Source organism: Paraburkholderia nodosa DSM 21604 (assembly GCF_000519185.1).
GTDB lineage: Bacteria > Pseudomonadota > Gammaproteobacteria > Burkholderiales > Burkholderiaceae > Paraburkholderia > Paraburkholderia nodosa.
Map to the genome: position 1 here is coordinate 13,101 of NZ_JAFA01000046.1, position 24,997 is coordinate 38,097.

Sequence of the window (24,997 nt, forward strand, 5' to 3'; positions counted from 1 at the left end):
TTCGGAGAATCACCATGTCTTTTGTATCGTCAGCGCCAACCCGGCGCACCCTTCTTGTATCTGCTGCGGCTGTAGTCGGTCTTGTTCTGGCCACTGCCCTCAGTTACGCCCATGCCGTTACGACTGCGGATCAGCCTTCCCCAACACAGCGCGCAACCGCTGAAGACGACTCGATCCGCCCGTTCCCCAAGGTCCACGTGCCGCAGGCCGCCATTGACGAACTTCGCCGGCGGATCGCCGCCACCCAATGGCCGGAAAAGGAGACCGTCGCAGACTCTTCGCAGGGCGTACCGCTCGCGACCATGCAGAATCTCGCACGCTATTGGGCGACGGATTACGACTGGCGCAACGCGGAAGCGAAGCTGAACGCTCTTCCGCAGTTCGTGACGACCATCGACGGAGTGGACATCCATTTCATCCATGTTCGTTCGAAGAACCCCCATGCGCTTCCACTGATCATCAACCATGGTTGGCCCGGCTCCGTGCTCGAACAGATCAAGCTGGTCGGACCGCTCACGGACCCGGTTGCGTATGGCGGGAAGGCCGAAGACTCGTTCGACGTCGTCATCCCGTCAATGCCGGGCTACGGTTTCTCCGGCAAGCCGACAACAACCGGTTGGGGTCCCGAGCACATGGCGCGCGCGTGGGCGGAGCTGATGCGACGTCTCGGATATCAGCACTACGTCGCCCAGGGCGGCGACTGGGGTGCGTTCGTCGTCGATCAAATGGGCTTGCAAGCACCTCCGGGATTGCTCGGTATTCACACCAACATGCCCGCAACGGTCCCTGCCGACATCGACAAAGCGCTCCAGATTGGCGCCCCGGCACCAGCCGGTCTGACAGCGGACGAGGGCCGCGCATACGGGCAACTCGCCCGGACGTTCAAGGAAGTGGACTACGCCCGCTTGATGGGGTCGCGTCCACAGACGCTCTATGGCATTGACGATTCACCGGTCGGCCTCGCCGCGTGGCTCCTCGACCACAATGATGCTAATGGCCAGCCAGCTGCGGCAGTCGCGGCGGCTCTGAACCGCACCTCAAGCGCAACAGGCGAACTGACGCGTGATGAAATCCTCGACAACATCACACTGTACTGGCTGACCAACACGGGCGTGTCTGCATCTCGTCTCTACTGGGAATATAAGGGAGGCTTCTTTAACGCCAAAGGCGTCAAGATTCCGGTGGCCGTGAGTGTGTTCCCCGGCGAGCAGTATCAGGCACCGCGAAGCTGGACGGAGAAGGCCTACCCCAACCTCATCTACTACCACCAGGCAGAGAAAGGAGGCCATTTCGCGGCGTGGGAGCAGCCAATGATCTTCGCTCAGGAACTTAGGGCGGCGTTCAGGCCGCTGCGCTGAGTTGGAGGGCGCGGACAAAGCTCTCTCAGCCGTCCGCCCCAACCTCGGTCCCCACTTCCGAAGTCGCCCCTGAACCGCGGTTCGGACTCCGGCCGCTGCAACGTACCGCTTTCGAAATACAGCCGGCGATTGCCCTATCAAATTGATTGGCGAGTAACGGCCGTAGCTATATCGCCAATATCAGGCCGGTCGCAGGTTTACCCGATTGCGCGTACCCGGCGGTCATACCTCCGTACGCATCCCTCGGCGCATTGATAGCGTCGCTGTGTTCTGCGGCGATGGGAAAGGACTATTACCGCCTGCCTTCAACAACCCAGGTTTCCTGCCAGTAGGAGCTTGTATGCCAAACAAAATTTCCGCCCAAACGCCGTCACGCCGTCGTTTCATTGGTGTGGCGGCGGCGACCGTTGCTGCGGCCTCATTGGGCCGGCTCGCTTTCGCAGAAACGAATCAATCCATCACTCAGGTCGCACAGTCGGCCGGCGGTGACAAGGCCGCTATCCGTCCACTGCGCGTGCATGTGCCGGAATCGCAACTTGCCGATTTGAAGAGGCGCATCAAGGCGACCCGCTGGCCTGAGCGGGAAACGGTAGCGGATGCTTCGCAAGGCGTGCAGCTCGCGACCATGCAGAAACTGGCGCGTTACTGGGCGACAGACTATGACTGGCGGAAAGTCGAAGCGCGGCTGAATGCCTTGCCGCAATTCGTCACCGAGATCGATGGGCTCGACATTCATTTCATCCACGTGCGTTCGAAACATGAGAATGCGATGCCGATGATCATCACGCACGGCTGGCCCGGCTCGATCATCGAGCAGCTGAAGATCATCGGTCCGCTGACCAATCCGACCGCGCACGGCGGAAGTGCGTCGGACGCGTTCGACGTAGTGATTCCGTCGCTTCCGGGCTATGGGTTCTCAGGCAAGCCGAGCGCGACCGGCTGGGACCCTCAACGCGTGGCACGCGCCTGGGTCGTACTGATGAAGCGCCTCGGATACACACACTATGTCGCGCAAGGCGGCGACTGGGGAAATGCCGTCACTGAGCAGATGGCCCTGCTGGCTCCGCCGGAACTGCTTGGCATCCATACCAACATGCCGGCCACCGTACCGGACAACATCGCCGAGGCGCTCAAGGTTGGCGCGCCGGCCCCGGCAGGCCTCTCCGCCGACGAGAAGCACGCGTTCGATCAGCTCGACTATTTCTACAAGCACGGCCTGGGCTACGCATTGGAGATGGCGAACCGCCCGCAGACGCTGTACGGCATTGAAGATTCACCTGTCGGCCTCGCCGCGTGGATGCTCGACCACGACGCCAGCAGCCAGGCACTTATCGCACGCGTCTTTGACGGTCAGTCCGAAGGCCTTTCGCGAGACGACATCCTCGACAACGTCACGCTCTATTGGCTCACAAACACGGCAATTTCTTCGGCTCGTCTGTACTGGGAAAACAAGCTCAACTTTTTTGCACCGAAGCACGTTGCCATCCCGGTCGCCGTCAGCGTCTTTCCAGATGAGATCTACACCGCCCCGCAGAGTTGGGCAGAGCAAGCTTATCCAAAACTGATTCACTATAACCGCCTCCCCAAAGGCGGACACTTTGCAGCCTGGGAGCAGCCGCAACCTTTCGCGGATGAGGTTCGCGCGAGTTTCCGGTCGCTGCGCTGAACACAAACGTGCGGACGACGCCGACGCGGCGGCATCCACGTCGCTTGGCAAACATGCAGTGGAAATGCCTATGGCGACTGCAAATGACCAACCCCACCCGTACGATCGCCCTTGCGGGCGCTGGTACTCCTATTCCTACCAACATTCGCTGCGTCCAACGCAGCACCTGGAGAGCATCCATGTCGACCATCCTGTCCGACACCATCACCGCACAGCCCCCTGTTAAACGGCTTCGCGTCGATTCCTACACGAACGGACTCCTCGGACCGAGCCAGCCGATGCTCGGTCCGCTCGCCGACGGCGGCACGCTGGTCGCTGGCACCCCGCCCGGCTGCTGGGGGCCGATGATCACGCCGGCCTTCCAGGGCGGCCACGAAGTGACACAACCGGTCGCGATCGCAGGAGCCGAGATCGGCGACGCTGTCGCGCTGAAGATCAAGCGCATGTGCGTCACGTCGGTCGCGACGTCTTCGGGCGTGATGGAGTTCGTGGAGGGGCGCTATCACGGCGACCCGTTCGTTGCAAAGTTCTGCGCAACGTGCGGGACGGAGCATCCAGCCAGCCACGTCGAAGGCATCGGCGAGGACGCGATTCGCTGCGATCACTGTGGCGCCGAGGTCAACGCGTTCCGCTTCAAGCATGGCTACGTGATCGTGTTCGATCAGGAAAACCAGGTAAGCCTTACGGTCAATCAGCAAATCGCCGATCATCTTGCGGGCAAGGCGCCGTTGATATCGGCCTTGCCCGAGCTGGCGGCCCAGCATTCGATCCTGTCTCTCGCGCGCGCCGACATCCCGGGCGTGGCGGCGCACATGCGCCCCTTCCTCGGCAACATCGGCACGACGCCGTCGCGCAATTTGCCCGATTCGCACAATTGCGCCGATTTCGGCCAGTACCTGGTCGGCGCACCGCACCGCTACGCGCTGACCCGCGATGAGCTGCACGCGGCCAAGACCGACGGCCACATGGACACCAATTCGGTCCGCGAAGGCTGCATCGTGATTTGCCCGGTCAAGGTGCCAGGAGCCGGCGTGTATCTGGGCGACATGCACGCGCAACAGGGCAATGGCGAGATCGCCGGGCATGCCACCGATGTGTCCGGAGAAACCGAGCTCACGGTCGAGGTCATCAAGCACCTCACGCTCGAAGGTCCGATCCTGCTGCAGAACGTCGATGACTTGCCACCGATGGCGCGCCCAATGAACGCCGAGCAGCGGCAGAAGGTGGCCGAACTGGGTGCGCGCTGGGGCCAGCGCGAGATCGAGGATAGCGGTCCGATCACGTTCATCGGCAGCGGCGTCAATCTCAACGAGGCCACCGAAAATGGCCTGCGCCGCGCGGCGGCAACGACGGGGCTCGCTTACGAAGAGGTGCTGAACCGGGCCACGATCACGGGCTCCATCGAAATCAGCCGGCTGCCCGGCACGGTCCGCGTGACCTTCCTGTGCCCGTTCGCGATCCTCGATCGAATGAGGATCGGGCATCTCGTGCGCGAGAAGTACCAGTTGAAATGAGCAACGCGTCGTGCCTCCTTCCCGATGAGGCACGACGCCCGATGTCTGCAGTAATCATCAGGTCGCCGGCCGTGCGCCGTGACCAGTTCGACGATGCGGGCATCCTCCGCGTCGAAACCCGCCGGCACTTGAATTGCTTGATAAAGGGAGATGGTGGCGTGCGCAAATATTGGTTCACAACCAGCGTCACCCATACTTCTGCACGCCGCGCGGCCCGAAACGACATGTCTTTGATGACGGCGGGACAAGCGTCAGTGTCGACCAGCACTTGCGTGAGGGCAATTCCAGTACATTAAAAGGCGATCATATATCAAGGTCGGCGGTGGTCTTGCTGTGGCTCGGGATGACCTACGGATAGCCAGCACGCGGATTCGCGCACGAAGGTCCACTATCGGACACTGCCTCAGCGTCTCGTAGAGTGTTTCTACCTGCTCTGGTTGTTGCCGAACGCGTGACCGAGGTCCCGAACATCGGAATTTTCGGGGATCCTTGGCTATTCGCACCGTGTAGTTCAGCCCAAACGAAATTGATGAGGCACCGCAAGATCACACGATACCAGCTGCGATGTAAGCGGTCTTCACCGTCGTGAAAAAATCTCGGGCGTAGCTGCCCTGCTCCCTCGCTCCGTAGCTAGATTTCTTTCGACCGCCGAAAGGCACATGGTAGTCGACCCCAGCCGTTGGTGTGTTGATCATAACCATGCCCGCCTCAGCGTTTCGCTTGAAATGGCCCGCGTATTTCAGCGAAGTCGTGCAAATACCTGCGGACAGGCCGAAGTGCGTATCGTTGGTTACTGCAAGCGCCTCATCGTAATCATGGACCTGAATAACCGACGCGACCGGACCGAACACCTCTTCCTGATTGATCGTCATGGATTGATGCGTCCCGGTGACCAACGCAGGCGCGAGAAAAAACCCGTTAGTGGCGGCATCCACACGGCCGCCACCGAACACGTTTCCGCCCTCACACCTTGCTAGCCGAATATATCGCTCGTCCTGCGCAAGCTGCCTTGCATCGACGACCGGTCCTATTTGCGTTTGCGAATCGAGCGCGTTGCCCACTTTCAGCACTCTCATGCGTGCATGCATTGCTTCGACGAATGAGTCATGGATACCGCTACCGACAATCAGACGACTCGATGCGGTGCAACGTTGTCCAGTTGAATAGAAAGATCCGTTGATACAGGCTTCGACAGCGACGTCTATATCAGCGTCGTCGAGAACGACCATCGGATTCTTTCCTCCCATTTCAAGCTGTACCTTTTTCCCGCTCGACACGCATTTCTCGGCGACAGCTTGACCTGTCGCCACCGAGCCCGTAAAGCTGATTGCATCGACGTTGGAAGACCGCACGAGCGCTACGCCCACGGCCGCACCTGGTCCCATCAACAGGTTGACTACGCCAGGGGGAGCCCCGGCGTCAGAAAGGATTTTTACGAGCTCCCACGCACATCCCGGCACCAGCTCTGCTGGCTTGATCACGACACAATTCCCGTACGCGAGAGCCGGTGCAATCTTCCAGGCCGGTATTGCAATCGGAAAGTTCCAAGGTGTAATGAGCCCAATCACTCCAATAGGTTCCCGAGTGACCTCGACGGTCAGACCTGATCTTACCGATGGAAGTACTTCGCCATCGGCTCGCAACGCTTCTCCAGCGAAAAACTTAAAGATTTGCCCCGCTCGCTGCACTTCGGCGGCGGCTTCCGGGAGCGTTTTACCCTCTTCTCGAGAGAGCAGTCTCGCCAGCTCCGCCTTCCGAGACAGGATGATTGAGGCCGTCTGGTCTAGTAAGTCAAAGCGTTCCTGTGGACCACTTTTTGACCATGACCGAAAGGCCTCGCGTGCCGCAGCGGCGGCGAGCTCAGTCTGCAGTGCGTCTGCATCGGCGTATTCACCGATTACATCGTTGCTATCTGAAGGACTCACATTGGGCCGCCAGTGTTCGCCAGCGACCCACTCACCATTGATCAGGTTTCTAAACTGATTCATTTAACTTCGCCAAAAGGAAAGTGTCTTGCCGTATATTGGATATTTTATGAACCGCTAAAGCGCCCTGCGCAAACTGGTTACACCGATAATGGTGGCGTCGAAACGACGACTTTCGGCTCATCGACGCGCTTTCCGACTATCAGTGCGTAAACAAGAGCAGCAAGAAGCGCGATTCCGGCACTGATAAGGAACGCGTCGACAAACGAATGCGTCCGATCAACAACAACACCAGTGACGAAAGGCGCGAATGAGCCGCCGAAATAACCGCCGAAATTCTGAATACTCGCAAGGGAAGCCGCCATGTGCCGAGGCGCAGCCACAGACACAAGTGCCCAACTCGCACCGCAGGCCATCTGGACAAAGAACATCGCTACGCTGAGGTAAAGAATTGCAAGTGTCAGATTCGGAGTGAACGCAGCGGGAACTGTGAATACGGCACCACCGATCAGACCAACACAGACGGGCCATTTTCGGCTTCGAATCGGCGCGATGCCTCGGGCCTGCAAGGCGTCAGCGACAAAGCCGCTCGACAACATGCCAATCGTGCCGAAAAGATAGGGGATTGACACCAACCATCCGGTGCTCGCGAGCGACAGATGACGCTCACGTTCAAGATACGCAGGCAGCCATGTCAGGTACAGCCACAACATATAGATGATGCCCGCATTACCAAGAATCATGCCCCACGTGGTACGCGTCAGGAACAGATTGCGCCATTCCGACATGGTCATGTTTCGCTCAACCTTAGTATCACTCGCACCTTCGTTGAGATAGGCGGCTTCTCCTTCCAATAGCTTTACGCTTTTTCGATCACGATAGATCAAGTACCATCCGATCGACACCGCAATTCCTAAGCCTCCCATAATCATGAACATTTGTCGCCAACCGAATGACAGCATCATCACTGTCAAGATCGGGGGCGCTAGGGCCGGCCCAATCGTTGACGAAGTAATGAAAATGCCTGTCGGTCGACCCCGCTCACGAATTCCAAACCATTCGCTGACCACTTTCGCTCCAGCTGGAAAGTTCGGCGATTCACCTACTCCAAGAGCGATACGCGCAATAACGAACTGATGGAGGTTTGTTATAAACCCTCCACAAAACTGTGCAACAGACCAGACAAACATTCCAAGTCCGAGCATCACTCGCGATCCGAACTTGTCCAGAAGTACCCCAACTGGCAGTTGAGCAAAAGCGTACGCGAACGAAAAGGCAGACAGCAATATTCCCATTTGAGATGCCGACAAACCGAGTTCACCGCTCACGGAATGGTTCGCAATAGACAACGTACTCCGATCGAGATAGTTGACTATCCCGGCCAGCGTTAGAAGCGCGACTGATACGACCTGTATGCGCTTTAATTTTCTTGATTTCTCCATACTTCGGTCTCCCTATATTGTTGAGAGTTAGCGTTAACATCTACCTCGAACAGCACTACGTTCGGAGTTGTATCTAATGGTTATCGGCGGTAGATCTCTGCGAGCACCTTCACGGGGTGACGAAGCGTCTGGCCTCGCAGCCGCTTTACCTGACAGCGACAGGAATAGCCTGTCGCCAGGACCTCGGGACTTTCCTTGTTCCCCAGCGAGTGGGCGAACTCAGGGATCTGGTATGCCCACGAAAGCGCGAAAATTTCGGTCGATGTGGTCAAGTTCCTTGCCTCATGTCCGTAAGTGCCTGACATCCCGCAACATCCCGTTGACGGCATCGCCAAGTCCAGACCTGCCGCTGCAAACACCGCTTTCGAAAGCGCTGTAGCTTGCCCAGCGTTCGTCTTCCCCGTGCAATGAGGTAGCAGCTTAAACGCCTCGCGTGCATCTTTAGGCGGTTGCGACGCGGTGATCGCAGTCGCGAGCCACTCTTGGCTTGCGCTGGTAGATCGAATTGTCTGTTGCAAGTACCGTGCGGGTCGCATGGCTGACGTCAATCTCGCCCTCCAGTCCAGCAACCCGCAAAACTCCAAGAAACGCTGTTTCAGAGGTATTGTCTCGAGCTTCTTCTAGTTTTATCTTTACAACCTTCATGTCGCTTTACCTTTTATGCGTCCTTGCTCGGCACTTTTCGTCGGTTTTGCGAAAACCGCGTCCATCAAGAATGGAGGCTCGAGATGCGTTTCCATCCACCACGTCTCGCACCGCGATTCAGTCAATTTTTTCAAGTCAAGCTGCGCCTGTGCGGCCTTTCCAGACACGACTAATTCGCGATGTCGGGATGCCTTGCTCGCTGCACCGTTGCCATTGGCCGCATTTTGAAAAAGACGTGAGGTCACGAGTCGACCGCCCGACATTTGGAAGGAAAGCTCAACCCGATCGATGCGTTCGTGAGTGCTGAACGCAACCTGCATGCGTATCAGCATTCACCTTCTGGCTCGCCGCTACCACCGGGCACATGCGCTCTGGCGAGCAACGCTCGTGCAAGATCAGCCGATCTGAACTCTCTCGAGAATTTCGTCGGAACCAAGCTCGAGGGGAGCGAAATTGGTCGAGCGCACATAATCCGGCCGCGGCTGCTCTACTTCGTCAGGTTTGTTCTTCACCTGGTTGTATACGACATAGGCCTGCCATCGATCCTCACCGGAGAGGTTGTGACCTGAAGAATGCACAATGTTTGCGTCGAAGAACACGACTGTTCCCGGTCGGCCAATGATAGGCACGGCCTTGGGATGGCTGGACAAAACGTCAAGCATGGTCTGCTTGGGCACAACGTAAAAGCGGTAACCGGTCGCCTCGTCGAACGCCGGATCGAGCGAACCCAATTTGTGGCTTCCAGGGATGAAATAGAGACATCCACCGATTTCGGTAGGCTCGTCGAGCATGACCAACGCGGTCGTCATCTGTGGCTCTTTCACGCCGTCGATATGCCAGGTTCCGAAGTCCTGGTGCCATTGCCAAACGGAGCCGTCAATTGCCGTCTTCAAATTACACTTCGTGTGATAGACGTAAAGTTGTGGATCATCGATGAGTTGTTGTGCCGTCTCGAGCAGTCTGGGAGAGCGTACTGCGGAGTGAAAAACCGCTGATGCCGTCGGACTTTCGGTCTCGTGAACTTTGTAGATCGTTTTTGCGATGCCGCCAGTTTTTTCACGGACGAGATGGTCGGTATCGATCTTTTGGATTCGGCGCAGCTCGTTCTTCATCTGCTCGACTTCCTCTTCCGAGAAAAGCTCCGGCAGAACAACGAAGCCATCGCGCTCGTACGCTTCCAACTGCGACGCGGTAAGTTTCATGAGGGGATCTCCTGACTTGTTGGTGTGATGCCATGATCCTAAGAGCGATCGCGTCCAATGTAAAAGATATAATAAGTTGCATATCGATACCCAAAAGGTTTCACATGGAACTGCGTCATCTTCGCTACTTTCTGACGGTGGCACGCACACTTAACTTCACGAAGGCGGCGGATGAGCTGCACATGGCGCAACCGCCGTTGAGCCGACAGATCCGGGAACTGGAAGAGGAGCTCGGAGTGGCGCTTTTTGAACGCCGGGGCAAACGGGTGTTTCTTTCATCGGCGGGTCAGGTATTCGAAGAACGGGCCAAGCGGATTCTGACGGAAGCGGATTCCGCGATCGTGGATTCACGACGCGCAGCAAGAGGGGAAATCGGTCGGGTGGCGGTCGGGTTCTTTGAGCACATCGCGTACACACTGCTGCCACCGCTATTGCGTGAATTCCAGCAGCGTTACCCATCGGTCGCGGTCGAGCTTCGCTGGTTCTCCTCCGCCGAACAGGTCAATGCCCTGAACCGAGGTGACGTCGATCTGGCATTCGTCCGCTCTTTGCCACCCGATACTCAATTGAGCAGCGTTTTGTTGCTTCAAGAGCCGTTTTACGTTGCCATTGCCAAAGACAACCCTCTCGCAGCCAAACGACAGATTTCCATCAAGGACTGCATGCAGTTGCGCGTAATCAACTACCGGAAGGATGTCGCGCCGGACTATCACGCAACCATCAACCAGTTGTGCGCACTTGCCGGATTTTCTCCTTCCACAAGTTTTGAGATGGGGCAGATCTACGCTTCCCTAGGGCTTGTAAGCGCCGGGTTCGGTGTGACGCTCGTACCGGCGTCAGTCCAACGAACGCACATGGACAACGTTGTCTATCGTCCTCTGCGCGAGCAGCACGCGAAAAGTGAGCTATATCTTGCATGGAAGGAGCCTAATCCGCCCGCTGCGCTAGGCACCTTTGTTCAACTCGCTCGCGAGATAGCCGCTCACTCACCACAAAAAAGCGAAGGTTAAGCGCGAAGCGACCCATGCTATTGCAGGGAAGCGTCTGCCGCACTCATGCGTCTGACTCAGAATTTGACTGGTCGAGGACTCGACCAGACACATGCTGGCGTCGAAGGCGGAATGGTCGGTGAGAAAGCGCGTGACAGTGAATGGCCCACTCGGGAACGGCCGACGTCAGGAAGCGGAATGACTGCACTGCGGGCACCCTTTTGCTTCAAGATTTTCCGGCAAACGCAGCAGGCCCACCCTTGTGCCGGTAGCTTTTGCCGCTGACTTGAACGCCTCGACCAGGCTGGCCAGGATTAAACGTCGTCGTCACATCGCGATTTGCGCGACTCTATCGCAGAAGGGGCAACGGAAGTTTTCGTGGAGCGCAGGGCGAATCACGACATCGCCGCGAGCGCGGGGCGACGCAACGGCACATCATCGGAATACGAGCGGCCACGCGTCCCCGGCGGATCTGATCGCGTTCGCCCGCCGCGTCGACGCGCGGACCACGATTCCCATTCAGGGCGTTGCCTGGGACCCAGCGCGCAATAGCTTTCCAAACATCACGCGGCTCGCAGATGGTCAGCCGCACGACCTTTGAAAGGACGTTGAATGTCGACCGAAGATGCGCTGCAACTGGACTCGAACGATGGTCCCTTCCGGCCGCGCGCGCTATCCGAAGCCTTCTTTCACATGCTGGAGAACGAATGCGCATCGCTCCATCCACTTCTGAACTACGTGATGTGCGACCACACGTTGATGACGGGCTGCGAGGGACATACATCAACGTCCATTATCGGGGCGGCAGCCTGATGAAAGTCGCTTGCACGAGTTAAGCATGCGACCGGTTTCTCATAACTTTCGACCCGAACTATGGCGATCATCCGCTGTGCAAGCAGCGTCTGGTGTGGTGAGCAAGGCTCACGATTTGCAGCTCTGGCTCGATAGCATCCCGTACCTGAAGCTTCTGATGGATCCGTTCTTTGCCCACCGGCCCAGGCAAGACCGAGAGTTTCAGCAGCTCGTCGCCCGCAAGAACAACCAGTCGGCGATTTCGAACGAAACCGACTATTTCATCGCCGATATAGAGTACGCACACGGCAGTGCGAGATTCGCAGTGCTCGCATTGCTGCTGCGACATCGCTTTTTGTCCTTTGTCAGCGAGTCGTCGCATCGGTCAAGAGATAAATGCCCCTCTGCTCAGGAAGTTGATGTGCAATCGGAAGAGGCCGCTTCAGCTGATTGTCGACGGGTTGCCTGAACACAAAAAGGCTGTCGTGAAAGACTACGTTGCCAGCACTAACGGCAAACTGACCCTGCACTTTCTGCCCGGCTATGCGCCCGACCTCTACCCGGATGAGTTGGTGTGGAGCCACGTGAAGCGCACAGGCGTCGCGCGAAATCCGTTGCGCCAAGGCGAAAAACTCGGCCCGAAGGTTCACGAGCAACTTGCTCAGGTTCAGCAGAACCCGGGGCTCGTGCGCTCGTTATTCAGGCACCCGTCTGTCGCCTATATTTCTGACCTATGAGTAAGTAAGTTGAAGAAGGACATGGGAGGGTTTACCCGTTAAAGAACAACCGCGAAAGTGCGGCGGCTCTCTGACGACTAGGAAACCGGTTACGCGGGCACACGGAAGGCAGATACAGCGTGCTGCAAATGCCGCGTCTGATCCTCAAGCGCTTGAGCGGCCGCAGCGACCTGCTCTACGAGTGCCGCATTTTGTTGCGTGACCTCGTCGATCTGCGAGACAGCCTGCGCGATTTCACCGATGTTCGTTGACTGCTCCTTGGAGGCGTCCGATATTTCGCTCACGAAATTCGTTACCCGGCGCACGTCGGCGACGATGTTTGATATGCTGCCGCCCGCCTTCGTGACCAATTCGGAACCATCACGCACCAGTTGGCCTGACGCTTCAATCAGATCTTTCACATCCTTCGCCGCATTCGACGAACGTTGAGCCAACGTGCGCACTTCGCCCGCGACGACAGCAAAGCCTCTTCCCTGTTCGCCCGCACGCGCAGCCTCTACCGCCGCGTTCAACGCGAGAATGTTCGTCTGGAAAGCAATGCCTTCGATGATCGCGATAATGTCCGCCATGCTTTCGGAACGCTCCCGAATCTCGGACATGATCTTCGTCACTCCGAGCATCGTTTCCTGACCATTGCCGGCCGAGGTCATCGCGACGTTTGCCACCTGATTTGCTTCGTGTGCGCTGTCGGCATTCAGTTTGACGCTTCCCGAAATCTCGCCCATGCCGGCAGCCGTTTCCTCCAGCGAGGCGGCCTGCTCTTCCGTCCGGGCGGACAGGTTTGCGTTCCCTGCCGCGATCTCCTGCGCGGCCGAGGCGATAGCTTCAGTGCCGTTACGCACTGCCGCGACCGTCTCGATAAGACCTTGACGCATGTTCTCCAATCCCTGCAGCAATAGACCCATTTCATCGCGCGAGGTAATTTCAATTCGATGAGTCAGATCGCCACCCGCGACCTTTTCAATCTGCTCAAGCGCGGCATTGAGGGGCATGCCAATCGCCAGACGAATCTTGGCGAAAGTCAGCAGCGCGAATCCGAGACCTGCAATCAATGCGACGCCCGTCACGACACGGAACGTGGAATAGACCACCTGGGATTGTCGATACGCACCCAGCGTCGCCTTCGTGCGGTAATCATTCAGTTGATCGCAGCTGTTTTGAAGTTCCACGAAGGCGCGGAATCCGGCATCCGAAGCCTCGATGGTTTTATGTTTATCTCTGGCGGTGATTGCCTCGGCGAGTTTGTCGTATATCGCCTCCACTGCTGCCAGGTTCGCGGATACCGCGTCGGCAAGCCGACGCTCGTCGGGCGATTTCGGCAGCGCCACATAGCGCGCCCATGAATCATGCGCGCGCGACTCGACCTGGCCTGCAAGGTCAAGCAGCTTCCTGATGGCCTGGTCATCGTCGACCAGCATGGCCCGATCCAACGTGACGCGTTGACGGAGCACGAACGTCATCGTGTCTCCGACCGCAATTGCACCTGGCAGTCTCTCTTCGTAGCTTGAACGGCCGACTTCGTTGCTCGATGTCATGCCAACGATACCCAGCGCGCCGACAACCAATAAAAGGAGCGACAGCAAAGCCATTGCAGTGGCCAGGCGGGTTTTTATTGAAAGGCTTGCAATCACGAACGATTAAACCCTGATGAATGAAGCATGAAAAGGAGCGCGGAAGTAAGCTGATCCGGCGCGCGTACGCGTATGCGCGCGGAGATAGCGGGGCCGTATGGTAGGAAAGAGTCGAGAGGATGTACACCAACGTCTCGTGAACCTGCCATCGCCAAACGTTATGGCAAGGGTTCCGGGATTTCCGGATCGATGGTGGCAGTGCGCCCGGCGTTCCCCTTCTGTCACAAGGCGCAAGCAATGGCGGGAGGTTTGCGGCACACTACCGGCTCCGACCATTCGTGTGCCGCACGAATGCAGATGTCGATCGATCAATATGGAAGCACATCATGGCCAGCTCGCCCCTCATCAGAATCGCCATCCTCGACGATTACCAAAACGTAGCGCTAGAAATGGCGGACTGGTCGCCGCTTAAAGATCGCGCAGACATTACCGTCTTCAATGACCATGAGGCCGACACGGGGAAGCTCATCGCGCGCTTGCAACCGTTCGACGTGATATGCGTGATGCGAGAGCGCACCCCTATCACCCGCCAGGTCGTCGAGAGCTTGCCGAACCTGAAGCTGATCGCGTCGACCGGGATCCGCAACGCGTCGATCGACACCGACGCCGCCGCTGATCGTGGAATCAGCGTCGTCAACACGGGCTATTCGTCTACCGCGACGATCGAATTTACGTGGGCGTTGATTCTGGCCATGTCCCGCAACATCCCGCTCGAGGCACAGTCCGTGCGAGAAGACGGATGGCAGTTGGCCGTCGGCACGGAACTGGCGGGCAAAACGCTAGGCGTCCTCGGGCTCGGACATATCGGATCAGCCGTCGGTGTGATTGGGCGCGCTTTCCGGATGAATGTGATTGCCTGGAGCCAGAACCTCACCGCGGAGCGCACCGAATCAAAGGGAGTGCAACGGGTCGACAAAGACACCTTGTTCTCGACGTCGGACTTCCTCACCATTCACCTTCGCCTGAGCGAACGGACTCAGGGTCTGGTCGGCGCCGAAGAGTTTGCGCGGATGAAGAAGACAAGCCGTCTGATCAATACGTCGCGAGGTCCGATTGTCGATACGTCGGCGCTTATCGAAGCGCTGACGAGCGGTCAGATCGGTGGCGCCGCGATCGATGTGTACGACACTGAGCCGCTCGAACTGGGTCATCCGTTGCGCTCGCTGCGGAACGTACTGGCTACGCCGCACATCGGATACGTCACGCGCGAGCTCTATCAGACGTTTTACGGCGATACGGTGCGCAACATCGTCGAGTGGCTCGATCAGTCGCAACGGACCGATCATGCGTAACGGCGGGCGATCCATCCCACTTGTTTCCAGAGACGGAGGTTGGAGTGTGAAGCTCGATCCCGTCTCGCTCAAGCTCTTTGTGCGCGTGGTCGAAGAAGGCACTATCGCCGGCGCGTCGGAGATCGAGCATATCGCCGCGCCCGCAGTCAGCAAGCGGCTCAGAGAACTCGAAGAACTCTTCGGCACGCCTTTGCTCACACGCACGAACAAAGGCATCAGTCCGACCGCGGCGGGCGCAAAGCTGTCCGTCCTCGCGCGTGACATGCTGGACGACATGCGAAATATCGTGCTGCAAATGAAGGCGTATTCGGATGGCCTGCGGGGATCGGTACGCGTGCTCGTCAATATCTCCGCGATCTCGACTTACATGCCGCCGATCATCAAATCGTTCAGCGAGCGCTATCCCGACATCAACATTTCTCTGCTTGAACGCGACAGCCTCGCGATCACCGAAAGCGTTGCCGAAAACGTCGCTGAAATCGGCGTCTTCACCCGCTTGCCTCATAGCGCCGACATAGAGGTCCATCCGTTTCGTACGGACGAACTCAAGGTTCTGGTGCCGTCGGGTCATCCACTCGCAAATCGCCGGCATGTCACGTACACGGAGACGCTCGCCTATGAGCATGTCGTCCTCCGGGCGGGAACGCATTTGCACTTTCAGATGCTGACGGCAGCAAGCCAGGCCGGCAAGACCTTGCGTGCGAAGGTCGAAGTGTCGTCGTACGACGCGTTGTGCCGAATGGTTCAGGTCGGCATGGGAATCGGCATTCTTCCTGCCGGCAATGCGGAGTTGTACCGCCTACCGGGCACGCGGCTTCTGAGGCTGAACGAGGCGTGGGCCAAGCGGGAACTGGTGGTCTGCGTGCGCCGCAAGGACGCGCTTTCCCCCGTCGCGCGCCTGTTCTTCGACTACATGCTCGGCAGCACTCAAGGCTAGTCGCACACGCTCTCGCCATAACGATTGGCGATGGCGGGATAGCCAACCACTCATGTACAGCGCGCAATCGCGCCCTTAGCATGAAGAACCTCGAAACGCACAAGTAGCGTTGGTTCCTTCGCCCGTCGTGTGCCCTTCGTGAGCCGTCTCCCACAGACATACTCACGGGCCGGGCGCCACCTGAAGTCAATGGAACGACAATGAACAATACCGGAGCAATGGAGACAGGACGGGCGGATGCCGCTACGTCCAGCAATCAGATCGGGCGCGCGCAGCGCTACGTCACCCTCGGTGGCTCGTGGGGCGCATGGCTGTTCGACGCGCTCGACGCGACCGTATTCGGCTTCGTGATTCTCGCCGTCTCGCGTACGTTTTCGGCCTCGCTTGCCGACGTAGTATCCACCGTCGCGTGGTTTCTGCTGGCGACGGGCATCGGCGGATTCTTCCTCGGCAATATCTCCGACAAGATCGGACGCAAACGCACGCTGCTCATCTCGGTGCTGACGTACGCGACGGGCACCCTGTTGTGCGGATTTGCCCATAGCATCGCGGAACTGAACGTGTACCGTTTTGCGGTCGGCATTGGCGTAGGCGGGCTTTGGTCGGCCGCAGTCGCCCTCATTAGCGAAATCTGGGCACCATCAGGACGCGCCAAGGCAATCGCCGTGATGCAGACGGGGTGGTCGGGCGGTAGCCTGCTGGCCGCCGTCTTCGCCTGGACATTGCTCGATGCGTCGAACCCCGACTCGTGGCGACACCTGTTCACTATCTGCAGCATTCCGGCGTATTGCATCGCGCTGTTCATTCTCGTCTTTGTCAAAGAGTCGCCCGTCTGGCTGGCCAATCGCGAGTATTTGAAAAGCAATGCGAGCAAAACGAATCTGCTGCAGATTTTTCAGCCCAAGTACCGGCGCACGACGCTGCTTGCACTGCTCATTTCGATCATGGGTATGTACGGTTACTGGATCATCACGACGTTCACGCCGACTTATCTGCAGACTATCTTGCATGTGCGCATCGATCAGGCTCCCGTCTTTCTGGTGTGGACGGGCATCGGTGCAACGCTTGGCTATCTTGCGTATGGCTCGCTCGCGGAGCGAATCGGCAGGCGCGCGGCGTTCGCCGCTTTCTTTGTGGGAATCGCAGTGGCCGTGCCCGTCTTCGCATACGGCGCGACTATGATTCCCCTGACCAACGGCAAACTGGAATTCAACGCACGGAACATCGTGACGATCGGCGTGTTGTCCGCGCTGCTCGGATTCTGCACCGGTTATTTCAGCGGTTTCGGTGCATGGTATGCGGAGCTCTTCCCCACCAGCATCCGCTCGACGGCTGCCGGCTTCTGCTTCAACTTTGGCCGCGTGGGTGCGATTGCCGGAATCAAACTCGTTCCGGCTCTAATTCCCGTCCTGGGATTCACGATGACCTATTGCATCGCTTCGATCGCTTATGTACTGGCCGCAATACTCGTGTTCACGCTTCGCGAGACGCAAGGCGTCAAGCTCACTAGCGGCAACTGATTTTCTCAACCTCTTATCTGCAAGCTCATGAAGACCTATCGAATCGGACAGATCGTCCCTAGCTCGAATACGACGATGGAAACGGAGATTCCGGCCATGCTGACGGCCCGTTACGAACTGTTCCCGCAAGAACGCTTTACGTTCCACTCCGCGCGCATGCGCATGATGCATGTCACACCGGAAGAACTGAAGAAAATGGACGTCGATAGCGACCGTTGCGCGCTCGAACTCAGCGATGCGCGCTGCGATGTGCTCGCCTATGCGTGCCTCGTCGCCATCATGTGTCAAGGCCCCGGCTATCACCGCGTGTCGGAATCCCGCCTGAAGCAGACCGTCGAAGGCAATAACTGGCCGACTCCGATCATCAGCTCCGCCGGCGCTTTGGTCGATGGCGTGAAGACCATGGGTTTCAAGCGCGTAGCGATCATTACGCCGTACATGAAGCCACTGACGCAACAGGTCGTCGATTACATCCAGAGCGAAGACATCGAAGTCACCGATGCGATGAGCCTTGAAGTATCCGACAACCTCGCCGTCGGCCGTCTCGATCCGACGAATCTCATTGGACATGCAGACCGCCTCGACATCAGCAACGCAGACGCCGTCGTTCTCTCCGCATGCGTGCAAATGCCGTCGCTGCCTGCCATTCAGGCAGTCGAAGATCGAATCGGCAAGCCGGTTCTGTCGGCCGCGACGTCGACTGTGTACCGCATCCTCAAAACACTCGGCCTTAACGCACAAGTGCCGAACGCGGGACATCTGCTGTCAGGCAAATACTGAGGTTCTGTCGCAATAAGATGGGCTGGTATTCTGTGGCCCCCCGAGCGATCGATCCGATCGATGAAGCAAATCCTGACTCCGGCGATGGCGAAAGCGTTCAAAGGCCTACACTATCCGCTGGGCGTAATGCTGCTATGCGTGCGTTGGTATGTCGCGTATCCGTTGAGTCTGTGACACTTCGAAGAGATGATGGCAGAGCGTGGAATTGCGGTTGATCATTCGACCGTTCATCGCTGGGCGCTCAAACCGTTACCGCTGCTGGAGAAAGCGTTCCGGCGGTGCAAACGGACGGTCGGCAGGAGCTGGAGGGTTCTGGTGCAATTCGTGGCGGTGAATCGGTTAAAGTCTGACTGGCCTATTTCATCATCTGACAATGAGCAAGCCGAAGAATATCGACGAACTGTTCTCAGGCCGTCACTTCGACCGCGACGTGATCATTCAGTGCGTGCGCTGGTACCTGCGCCCGAATAGACATGGCGGCATTGGCACCACCGCTTCAACTCACCGGGTACGCGCACACATCTGCCAGCTTGAACACCGCTACCGACGCCTTCAGTTGCCCAGCCTGATCGTCCATCGACTGCGCCGCAGCCGCGGCCTGTTCGACGAGTGCTGCGTTCTGCTGGGTAACCTGATCCATCTGACTCACCGCAGCGTCGACCTGTTCTACACCACGGGTCTGCTCCTCGGATGCAGCTGTGATCTCGGCTACCAGATCGGCCACGCGCCGGATGGCCCGCTTGACGGCAACCATGTTCTGCCCGACTTCGTCCGCCCTTTGGACGCCTTCGCGGACCGATTCGACCGAGGCCTCGATCAATTCCTTGATTTCCTTCGCGGCCGCGGATGAGCGCTGCGCGAGACTGCGAACTTCGCTCGCAACCACTGCGAAGCCGCGTCCCTGCTCGCCCGCGCGCGCCGCTTCGACCGCCGCGTTGAGCGCAAGAATGTTGGTCTGGAACGCGATGCCCTCAATCAGCGTGATGATGTCGGCGATCCTGGCGGAACTATCACTGATCTTGTTGACTGTGGCGACGAGATGCTCGACTGCGGTTGAGCCCTTCTCGACCGTGCCGACCGCGTGGGTGCCGATCTGGTCCGCCTGGCGCGCGTTCTCGAGGTTCTGCCGGATGGTTGCGGTCAGTTCACTCATACTCGCGGCGGTTTCCTCCAGCGAGGCAGCCTGAGCTTCCGTGCGCGCCGAAAGATCGTGATTGCCCGCCGCAATTTCTGTCGATGCGCTGGCGATGGCGTCGGTCCCGCCACGCACCTGGCTCACGATATGGGCCAGGTTCTCGTTCATCAGGCGCAATGCGTCCAGAAGAATGGCCGCCTCGTCGCGCGTACGTTCGCCGTTACGGACCAGCGCGCCGCCATCGGACAGATCCCCGTCCGCAATACGCCTCGCTGCGGCAACGGCTCTTCCCACCGGAAGCGTGATGCTCTTCGTCAATAGCCACGCGCAAACAACGCCAAGTCCGATCGCGAGTATCGCCAGCAAGATCAGCGCCGCGCGGCTCGTGCTGGCAATCTCGTCGACGTGTTGCGCCGCCATGTCGATTGCATGACGCTGGTGATCGAGCAACTTTTGCACTGCGTCTTCGTAAGCCTGCGCCGCCGGCAGATAGTCCTCTTCGAGCGAGCGTTTTGCCGTATCCTGGTCCCCAGCTTTCTTCGCGGCCGAGACCTGGTCTCGCGCATCGGTGAACACCGTGCGAATGTGGTTGATGTTTTCGAGCAGTGCTTTCTCCTCTTCGGAATCGGCAAGTTCCTCGATCTTCTTTACCAACACCAATGACTTCTTTGTCGAGGAATCAGCGTCTGCCGCAAAAAATCCGGCGAGTGACGCGTCACTGCTTTTGGCAATCGCGGTAGTTCGGCGAATACCGCCGTAGAGATAGCGCTGCCAGTCGGAGATCATGCGCTCCTTCGCAAGCGGCACACTCATTAACGTATGCGTTGCGTCGGCAACCGTCTGCAAACGGTAGATGCCAACTCCTGTGCTTACGGTGAGCGCAAGGAGAACTAGCGCAAATCCCAAACCCAGGCGGTGACCGATGCTCAAATTCCTGAATGTCACGACGTACTCCCTCTTCTTCTGGAAAATGCAAACGCACGGCGATGGGACGTCCATCGTCGTGCGCTGGATGGCAAAGCACGCCCTGCATTCTCACCACCTGCCCCCGGCTGCCAAGGCGTGCTGCCGTCTTTAGAACTTGTGCAAGATGCCTATCGCAACCGCCAGCTGGTTCGAGCCAGTGGCCACGGTCGTCGTCGCGACTGGCGTCGCCCAACCCGTGGCGCTCAGCGCAGCCTTCGAGCTGTTGATCACATACGTGATGTCGGTGTAAAGCGCCGTGCGCTTCGACAGCCAGTAATCCGCATTGAGACCGGTGCTCAGTGCGTGTGCGTCGACATCTCGATACGAGTGGTAGTACGCCGCGGCTGAGACGTCCAGCGCCGGGGTTGCCTGGTAGCGCAGGCCCGCGAACGCCATCGACTGCGGCGGCGAGGCCGCGAGCGTCGACTTGACGTCGTTCAGCAGCAGTTCATAGCCGCCGTACAGTGTCGCCTTGGCGATCTGATACGAACCACCGGCCACGTATCGCCGTTCGCTGTCACCCGAAGACGCGATGACCGACCCTTGCCGCTGCTCGTACACGAACGTGAGGTTCAATGGTCCCTGTACATAGCGCCCGCCAATGTCGTACTGCTTGCCGACGCGGAACGAGCCGGCCACTGGCACGCTGTAGGTAACCGCGTCATAGCCGAAACTGTACAACGCATTCAGCTCGAAAGGCCCAACATGCGCGAGATACGAAACCGAGTTGTCCGCGCGACCGACGAACTGCGCGTCCTGCGCCGAAAGCCCGTAACTCGAATAACCGAGCGGATCGAGCGCGAGGAAGTAACGGTACATAGGCGTCATCTGACGGCCGAGCATCAGCGCGCCGTAGGTGTTCGATTCGAGTCCAACGAACGCCTGGCGGCCGAAAAGACGCCCCCCTTGCTGAAGGGCACCCGTATTCATCGCCATGCCCGATTCGAGCGTGAAGATCGCCCGCAACCCACTACCGAGATCTTCCTTGCCGGTGAAACCCCAGCGCGAATTCAGCCGGTTGCCGGAACCGAGCGCGACCTGTGTGCCGGACGATCCCTGCGACGTGGCGGCGTGTGTCACGTAGGTCACCCCCGAGTCGACAATGCCATAAAGCGTGACCGACGACTGCGCGTGCGCAGCGCCGCTGATGCCGATACCGATGCCGCATGCAAAAAGGACCTTCGATGGCCCGGCGAAAGGCTTGTGTTTCACCATGTGTCTCCAGTTGGAAAATATATTGTTTTGCAGTACGAATTAGTAACTTCGCGACGACTCCTGTAAAGGAAGCCGGCGAGCCGGCTTCCAGGGAACCCGCTATTCGCGTGCGATATGCGGGTTGACGAAGAACATTGCCGCAACCGCGATGGCAGGTCCGATTGCGAGCGTGAAGAGCGCGAGCGTGAACGAATGGCTCGCGCCATACAGCGAGCCGACCACGATCGGCGACACGGCGCTGCCCGTCTGCCAGATCGCATTCGTCCACCCGGCGCTTGCACCCGCGAGGCGTTTTCCGGAAGCGTCGCTGACCTGTGCCATCAGCACCGGCAGATAGCCGAACGAGAATGCACCGAGGATCGGCGCGACCAGATAGAACTCGTGCACCGTCGAGCAGTAGCCGAACACCAGCAGCGTGATCGCGAATGCGATCAGGCAACCGATCGACATCATCCGCCGCGACACGCCGGGCAAGTCGGATATCCAGCCGAGCGTCGGCTTAGCGATCACCGCGCCGATGCCGAACGAGGCGACGATCGACCCGGCCACGATCGGCGAAATGCCGTATTGCCGTGTCATCAGCGCGTTGCCCCATGCACCGAAGCCGACGGTCGCCCACAACCCGCCGCAGCCCGCGATCGAGAGCGCGATCAGGTTACGGTTGCGCAGCAAGCCGAGCATTTCCTGCGCGCTGTTGCGCGGCGGCTTCGGCTCGTTCGATGGGCGGTTCTTCAGCAGCAGCAACGCTACGATGCCCCACGCAAACGTCACGATGCCGAGCATATGAAATGCGTTCGACCAGCCGTGCCGCACGGAGAACGACGGCACGACCGCATTCGCGATCACAACAGCGAGCGACGTCGCGGTCGTGTAGAGACCCATTGCGCGGCCGCGGTCGCGCGTGAACCACGCGGGGATGATCTTCATGCCGGCCGAATAGTCGGCGCCCGCCGCGAAGCCCATCGCGGCCTGGATCACGATACCGAATGCGAGCGAATGGGTGTAGCCGAACGTGAACGTGAGCACGCCGAGCGGCAGCAGTGCGAGCGTCAGCATCGCGCGGCCGCCCAGCAGATCCGTCAGCATGCCGCCGATTACGTTCGCGACCACATAGCCCGCATAAAACGCGGTCACGAACGCGCCGAGCATCGACACACCGATGCCGAGCGACGCGCCAACGGGCGCGGCCACCGTACTCCATGCAACGCGGACCACATAGCTGAGCAGAAAGGCGGCCCAGACAATGAATAGCGCGACCCAGCGATACGGGCTCACGTCGGCGCTATTCGCCGCCTGTGCAACGTTCTCCGTGCGAACGCGGACGTGCACGGGCATGCCCTCCGATGATGCCAGATTCTTCTCCATGACTCCTCCAATTGCGGACGTGCCAGTGGCCGCCCGTTTTCTTTCTGATGGATGGTGACGGCCGCGCGAAGCAGCGAGACCGTAGATGATCGCTAAAGGTCGAGCACGAGCACCCTCGACTTTGCGCGCGAGCAGCACGGCAGGAACTGGTCATTGCGCGCCTGCTCTTCCGGCGACAGGAACAGGTCTCGATGATCAGGCTCGCCTTCGAGCACGCTCGTGATACAGGTGCCACAGATGCCCTGCTCGCACGACACCGGCACGTCGACGCCTGCTGCCGCGAGCGCCTGCGTGACCGTGCAGTCGGCCGCAATCGATACGACGCGGCCGGAGCGCGCGAGCCGCACATCGAACGAAGCGCCATCGCCCGACGGCTGCGTCGCCGCGAAGTACTCGTAGTGGAGACGATCGTCACTCCAGCCCAGCGAGCGCGCCGTGTCGAGCACCGCATTCATGAAGCCCTGCGGCCCACACACATACAGATGCCGGTCTGCACCGGCGCCTGCCAGCAGCACGTTCAGATCGAGCCGTCCGGGCTCGTCGTCGAAGTGGTATTGCACGTTATCCGCCCACGACGACGCGGCGATCCGCTCAACGAACGCCGCACGACACTTCGAGCGCGCACAGTAGTGCATCTCGAACGCGGCGCCCGTTACTGCCAGTTGCTCCGCCATGCAAAGAATCGGCGTCACGCCAATGCCGCCCGCCAGCAGCAGCGGCTTCGCGTCAGGCCGCACGAGTGGGAAATGATTGCGAGGAACGCCGATACGAATCGCGTCGCCTTCGTTCACCGCGTCGTGCATGCCCCGCGATCCGCCGCGCGAATCGACGTCGCGCAACACCGCGATCTGATAGCGATGACGTTCGGCAGGCGCGTTGCACAGCGAGTACTGCCGCACGGGCCCTCCCGGCACGTAGACGTCGATATGCGCGCCTGCATCGAACGGCGGCAGTTCGCGGCCGTCTACGCCGGCGAACTCGAAGCCGACAATCCCGTCGGCCTCCTCACGTCGCGCGGCGACACGCACCATCAGCGTGGAATCGGTCATGTTCATGCGGCCTCCTCCGTTCACATCGCCGACAGGCCACCGTCGACCATCAGCGTCGTGCCGGTGATGTACGACGCCTCGTCGCTCGCGAACCACAGGATCGGCCATGCGATCTCTTCGGGCGACGCCCAGCGGCCCATCAACGACGTATCCTGGCGCTGCGTCTTCAGCACTTCGACGCTCTTGCCCGAAGCGATGGCCTTGTTCACGTGAAATTCGGTGAGCGTCGAGCCGGGACACACCGCGTTCACGCGCACGCCGTTCGCGGTCTCCTCGAACGCGAGCGTGCGGGTCATCGCGAGCATGCCGGCCTTGGTCGCGTCGTACAGGCCCATGCCCTTGCGCCCGGTCTCGGCATAGCAAGACGACACGTTGACGATGCTCGCGCGGCCCGCGCCGCGCAGGAACGGCAGCGCCGCCCGGCAATAGTTCGACGTGCCAATCAGATTGACCGACACCATCGCCTGCCACTCGGCCGGCGTCGCATCGGCGAGCGCACTGTAGTTGCGCATCGCCGCGTTGTTCACCAGCACGTCGAGCCGGCCGAACGCATCGGCCGCGAGCTGAACCGCGCGCACCGCATCGGCGTCGTGCGACACGTCGGCCGCGAACGTTTCGACACGCGCAGACGAATCAGCGGCCTTCAGTTCTTCAGCGACGCGAGCGAGCGCCTCCTGGTTCGCATCGACGAGCACTACCGCGGCACCCTCCGAGCAGAACACGCGCGCCGTCGCGGCGCCGATGCCGCCTCCGCCGCCAGTGATCAGCGCGACCTTGCCCTCGAGTCTTTTACGTTGCTGCATTGCATGCCGGCTCGAGGCCGGCCTCCTTGTACGG

The 24,997-nt window shown here is 59.3% G+C and carries 21 protein-coding genes and 3 pseudogenes; 12 read left to right on the top strand and 12 right to left on the bottom strand.

Annotated elements, in window-relative coordinates; genetic code table 11:
• Nucleotides 1-14 precede the first annotated feature (14 nt).
• The 3 genes from A3CW_RS0138230 (at nt 15) to A3CW_RS0138240 (ending at nt 4,538) form a co-directional block, all read left to right on the top strand.
• Nucleotides 15-1,358 carry an epoxide hydrolase gene (locus tag A3CW_RS0138230; RefSeq protein WP_028208244.1) on the top strand — a complete coding sequence of 448 codons (1,344 nt, stop codon included), beginning with the start codon at nt 15-17 and terminating at the stop codon, nt 1,356-1,358.
• A gap of 340 nt (nt 1,359-1,698) precedes the next feature.
• A complete protein-coding gene (locus A3CW_RS0138235; RefSeq protein WP_028208245.1) occupies nt 1,699-3,024 on the top strand; it encodes an epoxide hydrolase family protein in 1,326 nt (441 codons plus the stop codon).
• Nucleotides 3,025-3,032: 8 nt separating this feature from the next.
• Complete coding sequence (locus tag A3CW_RS0138240) at nt 3,033-4,538, top strand: acetamidase/formamidase family protein (RefSeq protein ID WP_245623850.1); 1,506 nt, start codon at nt 3,033-3,035, stop codon at nt 4,536-4,538.
• 40 nt (nt 4,539-4,578) lie between these two features.
• Here the strand turns inward: A3CW_RS0138240 and A3CW_RS51575 are convergent.
• The 6 genes and pseudogenes from A3CW_RS51575 to A3CW_RS0138255 all read right to left on the bottom strand — a co-directional run.
• Nucleotides 4,579-4,764 (bottom strand): annotated as a pseudogene (locus A3CW_RS51575) (DUF188 domain-containing protein); the annotation flags it as partial.
• A 319-nt stretch (nt 4,765-5,083) separates the two neighbouring features.
• Nucleotides 5,084-6,526 carry an aldehyde dehydrogenase family protein gene (locus tag A3CW_RS0138245; protein ID WP_028208247.1) on the bottom strand — a complete coding sequence of 481 codons (1,443 nt, stop codon included), beginning with the start codon at nt 6,524-6,526 and terminating at the stop codon, nt 5,084-5,086.
• Nucleotides 6,527-6,603: 77 nt separating this feature from the next.
• Complete coding sequence (locus A3CW_RS50665) at nt 6,604-7,905, bottom strand: MFS transporter (RefSeq protein WP_063750903.1); 1,302 nt, start codon at nt 7,903-7,905, stop codon at nt 6,604-6,606.
• 441 nt (nt 7,906-8,346) lie between these two features.
• Nucleotides 8,347-8,550 (bottom strand): hypothetical protein, encoded by a 204-nt coding sequence (locus tag A3CW_RS52775; protein WP_154678167.1) that lies wholly within the window; start codon nt 8,548-8,550, stop codon nt 8,347-8,349.
• Nucleotides 8,547-8,882, bottom strand: a complete 336-nt coding sequence (locus A3CW_RS52780) for a hypothetical protein (protein ID WP_154678168.1) — start codon at nt 8,880-8,882, stop codon at nt 8,547-8,549. The genes A3CW_RS52775 and A3CW_RS52780 overlap by 4 nt, the downstream gene beginning before the upstream one ends.
• Nucleotides 8,883-8,945: 63 nt before the next feature.
• Entirely contained in the window at nt 8,946-9,752 is an 807-nt protein-coding gene (locus A3CW_RS0138255) for a phytanoyl-CoA dioxygenase family protein (protein ID WP_028208248.1), read from the bottom strand.
• 104 nt (nt 9,753-9,856) lie between these two features.
• On the opposite strand from A3CW_RS0138255, the gene A3CW_RS0138260 reads away from it, so the two are divergent.
• From A3CW_RS0138260 to A3CW_RS0138275, 4 genes and pseudogenes are all read left to right on the top strand, one after another.
• Nucleotides 9,857-10,762, top strand: coding sequence for a LysR family transcriptional regulator (locus A3CW_RS0138260; RefSeq protein ID WP_028208249.1), 906 nt, complete (start codon nt 9,857-9,859; stop codon nt 10,760-10,762).
• A 591-nt stretch (nt 10,763-11,353) separates the two neighbouring features.
• Nucleotides 11,354-11,554, top strand: coding sequence for a hypothetical protein (locus A3CW_RS0138265; RefSeq protein ID WP_028208250.1), 201 nt, complete (start codon nt 11,354-11,356; stop codon nt 11,552-11,554).
• Nucleotides 11,555-11,651: 97 nt separating this feature from the next.
• Nucleotides 11,652-12,002, top strand: coding sequence for a hypothetical protein (locus tag A3CW_RS53525; protein WP_169739137.1), 351 nt, complete (start codon nt 11,652-11,654; stop codon nt 12,000-12,002).
• Nucleotides 11,923-12,270 (top strand): annotated as a pseudogene (locus A3CW_RS0138275) (transposase); the annotation flags it as partial. The gene A3CW_RS53525 and the pseudogene A3CW_RS0138275, both read left to right, overlap by 80 nt.
• An 89-nt stretch (nt 12,271-12,359) precedes the next feature.
• On the opposite strand, the gene A3CW_RS0138280 reads toward A3CW_RS0138275, so the two are convergent.
• Nucleotides 12,360-13,901, bottom strand: a complete 1,542-nt coding sequence (locus A3CW_RS0138280) for a methyl-accepting chemotaxis protein (RefSeq protein ID WP_035515179.1) — start codon at nt 13,899-13,901, stop codon at nt 12,360-12,362.
• 326 nt (nt 13,902-14,227) lie between these two features.
• On the opposite strand from A3CW_RS0138280, the gene A3CW_RS0138285 reads away from it, so the two are divergent.
• The 5 genes and pseudogenes from A3CW_RS0138285 to A3CW_RS53660 all read left to right on the top strand — a co-directional run.
• On the top strand, nt 14,228-15,193 hold the full coding sequence (locus A3CW_RS0138285; protein ID WP_028208254.1) for a D-2-hydroxyacid dehydrogenase family protein: 966 nt from the start codon (nt 14,228-14,230) through the stop codon (nt 15,191-15,193).
• Entirely contained in the window at nt 15,186-16,130 is a 945-nt protein-coding gene (locus A3CW_RS0138290) for a LysR family transcriptional regulator (protein WP_245623851.1), read from the top strand. The genes A3CW_RS0138285 and A3CW_RS0138290 overlap by 8 nt, the downstream gene beginning before the upstream one ends.
• 218 nt (nt 16,131-16,348) lie before the next feature.
• Entirely contained in the window at nt 16,349-17,650 is a 1,302-nt protein-coding gene (locus tag A3CW_RS0138295) for an MFS transporter (protein WP_028208256.1), read from the top strand.
• A gap of 27 nt (nt 17,651-17,677) precedes the next feature.
• A complete protein-coding gene (locus A3CW_RS0138300) occupies nt 17,678-18,430 on the top strand; it encodes a maleate cis-trans isomerase family protein (protein ID WP_028208257.1) in 753 nt (250 codons plus the stop codon).
• A gap of 60 nt (nt 18,431-18,490) precedes the next feature.
• Nucleotides 18,491-18,784 (top strand): annotated as a pseudogene (locus tag A3CW_RS53660) (IS6 family transposase); the annotation flags it as partial.
• 142 nt (nt 18,785-18,926) lie between these two features.
• Here the strand turns inward: A3CW_RS53660 and A3CW_RS48975 are convergent.
• The 5 genes from A3CW_RS48975 to A3CW_RS0138325 form a co-directional block, all read right to left on the bottom strand.
• Entirely contained in the window at nt 18,927-20,510 is a 1,584-nt protein-coding gene (locus A3CW_RS48975) for a methyl-accepting chemotaxis protein (RefSeq protein WP_051481999.1), read from the bottom strand.
• Between the two features lie 129 nt (nt 20,511-20,639).
• The gene (locus tag A3CW_RS0138310) at nt 20,640-21,746 is read right to left on the bottom strand and encodes a porin (protein ID WP_028208258.1); all 1,107 of its coding nucleotides are present in this window, start codon (nt 21,744-21,746) and stop codon (nt 20,640-20,642) included.
• A 99-nt stretch (nt 21,747-21,845) separates the two neighbouring features.
• The gene (locus A3CW_RS0138315) at nt 21,846-23,111 is read right to left on the bottom strand and encodes an MFS transporter (RefSeq protein WP_028208259.1); all 1,266 of its coding nucleotides are present in this window, start codon (nt 23,109-23,111) and stop codon (nt 21,846-21,848) included.
• A gap of 92 nt (nt 23,112-23,203) precedes the next feature.
• Complete coding sequence (locus A3CW_RS0138320; protein ID WP_035515181.1) at nt 23,204-24,166, bottom strand: PDR/VanB family oxidoreductase; 963 nt, start codon at nt 24,164-24,166, stop codon at nt 23,204-23,206.
• Between the two features lie 14 nt (nt 24,167-24,180).
• Nucleotides 24,181-24,963, bottom strand: coding sequence for an SDR family NAD(P)-dependent oxidoreductase (locus A3CW_RS0138325; RefSeq protein ID WP_028208261.1), 783 nt, complete (start codon nt 24,961-24,963; stop codon nt 24,181-24,183).
• Nucleotides 24,964-24,997: the final 34 nt, after the last annotated feature.

Bases quoted from the DNA above. Each gene is read 5' to 3' on its own strand.
- A3CW_RS0138230 (WP_028208244.1), top strand. From the start codon at position 15: ATGTCTTTTGTATCGTCAGCGCCAACCCGGCGCACCCTTCTTGTATCT.
- A3CW_RS0138235 (WP_028208245.1), top strand. From the start codon at position 1,699: ATGCCAAACAAAATTTCCGCCCAAACGCCGTCACGCCGTCGTTTCATT.
- A3CW_RS0138245 (WP_028208247.1), bottom strand. From the start codon at position 6,526: ATGAATCAGTTTAGAAACCTGATCAATGGTGAGTGGGTCGCTGGCGAA.
- A3CW_RS50665 (WP_063750903.1), bottom strand. From the start codon at position 7,905: ATGGAGAAATCAAGAAAATTAAAGCGCATACAGGTCGTATCAGTCGCG.
- A3CW_RS52775 (WP_154678167.1), bottom strand. From the start codon at position 8,550: ATGAAGGTTGTAAAGATAAAACTAGAAGAAGCTCGAGACAATACCTCT.
- A3CW_RS52780 (WP_154678168.1), bottom strand. From the start codon at position 8,882: ATGCTGATACGCATGCAGGTTGCGTTCAGCACTCACGAACGCATCGAT.
- A3CW_RS0138255 (WP_028208248.1), bottom strand. From the start codon at position 9,752: ATGAAACTTACCGCGTCGCAGTTGGAAGCGTACGAGCGCGATGGCTTC.
- A3CW_RS0138260 (WP_028208249.1), top strand. From the start codon at position 9,857: ATGGAACTGCGTCATCTTCGCTACTTTCTGACGGTGGCACGCACACTT.
- A3CW_RS0138265 (WP_028208250.1), top strand. From the start codon at position 11,354: ATGTCGACCGAAGATGCGCTGCAACTGGACTCGAACGATGGTCCCTTC.
- A3CW_RS0138285 (WP_028208254.1), top strand. From the start codon at position 14,228: ATGGCCAGCTCGCCCCTCATCAGAATCGCCATCCTCGACGATTACCAA.
- A3CW_RS0138290 (WP_245623851.1), top strand. From the start codon at position 15,186: ATGCGTAACGGCGGGCGATCCATCCCACTTGTTTCCAGAGACGGAGGT.
- A3CW_RS0138295 (WP_028208256.1), top strand. From the start codon at position 16,349: ATGGAGACAGGACGGGCGGATGCCGCTACGTCCAGCAATCAGATCGGG.
- A3CW_RS0138300 (WP_028208257.1), top strand. From the start codon at position 17,678: ATGAAGACCTATCGAATCGGACAGATCGTCCCTAGCTCGAATACGACG.
- A3CW_RS0138310 (WP_028208258.1), bottom strand. From the start codon at position 21,746: ATGGTGAAACACAAGCCTTTCGCCGGGCCATCGAAGGTCCTTTTTGCA.
- A3CW_RS0138315 (WP_028208259.1), bottom strand. From the start codon at position 23,111: ATGGAGAAGAATCTGGCATCATCGGAGGGCATGCCCGTGCACGTCCGC.
- A3CW_RS0138320 (WP_035515181.1), bottom strand. From the start codon at position 24,166: ATGAACATGACCGATTCCACGCTGATGGTGCGTGTCGCCGCGCGACGT.
- A3CW_RS0138325 (WP_028208261.1), bottom strand. From the start codon at position 24,963: ATGCAGCAACGTAAAAGACTCGAGGGCAAGGTCGCGCTGATCACTGGC.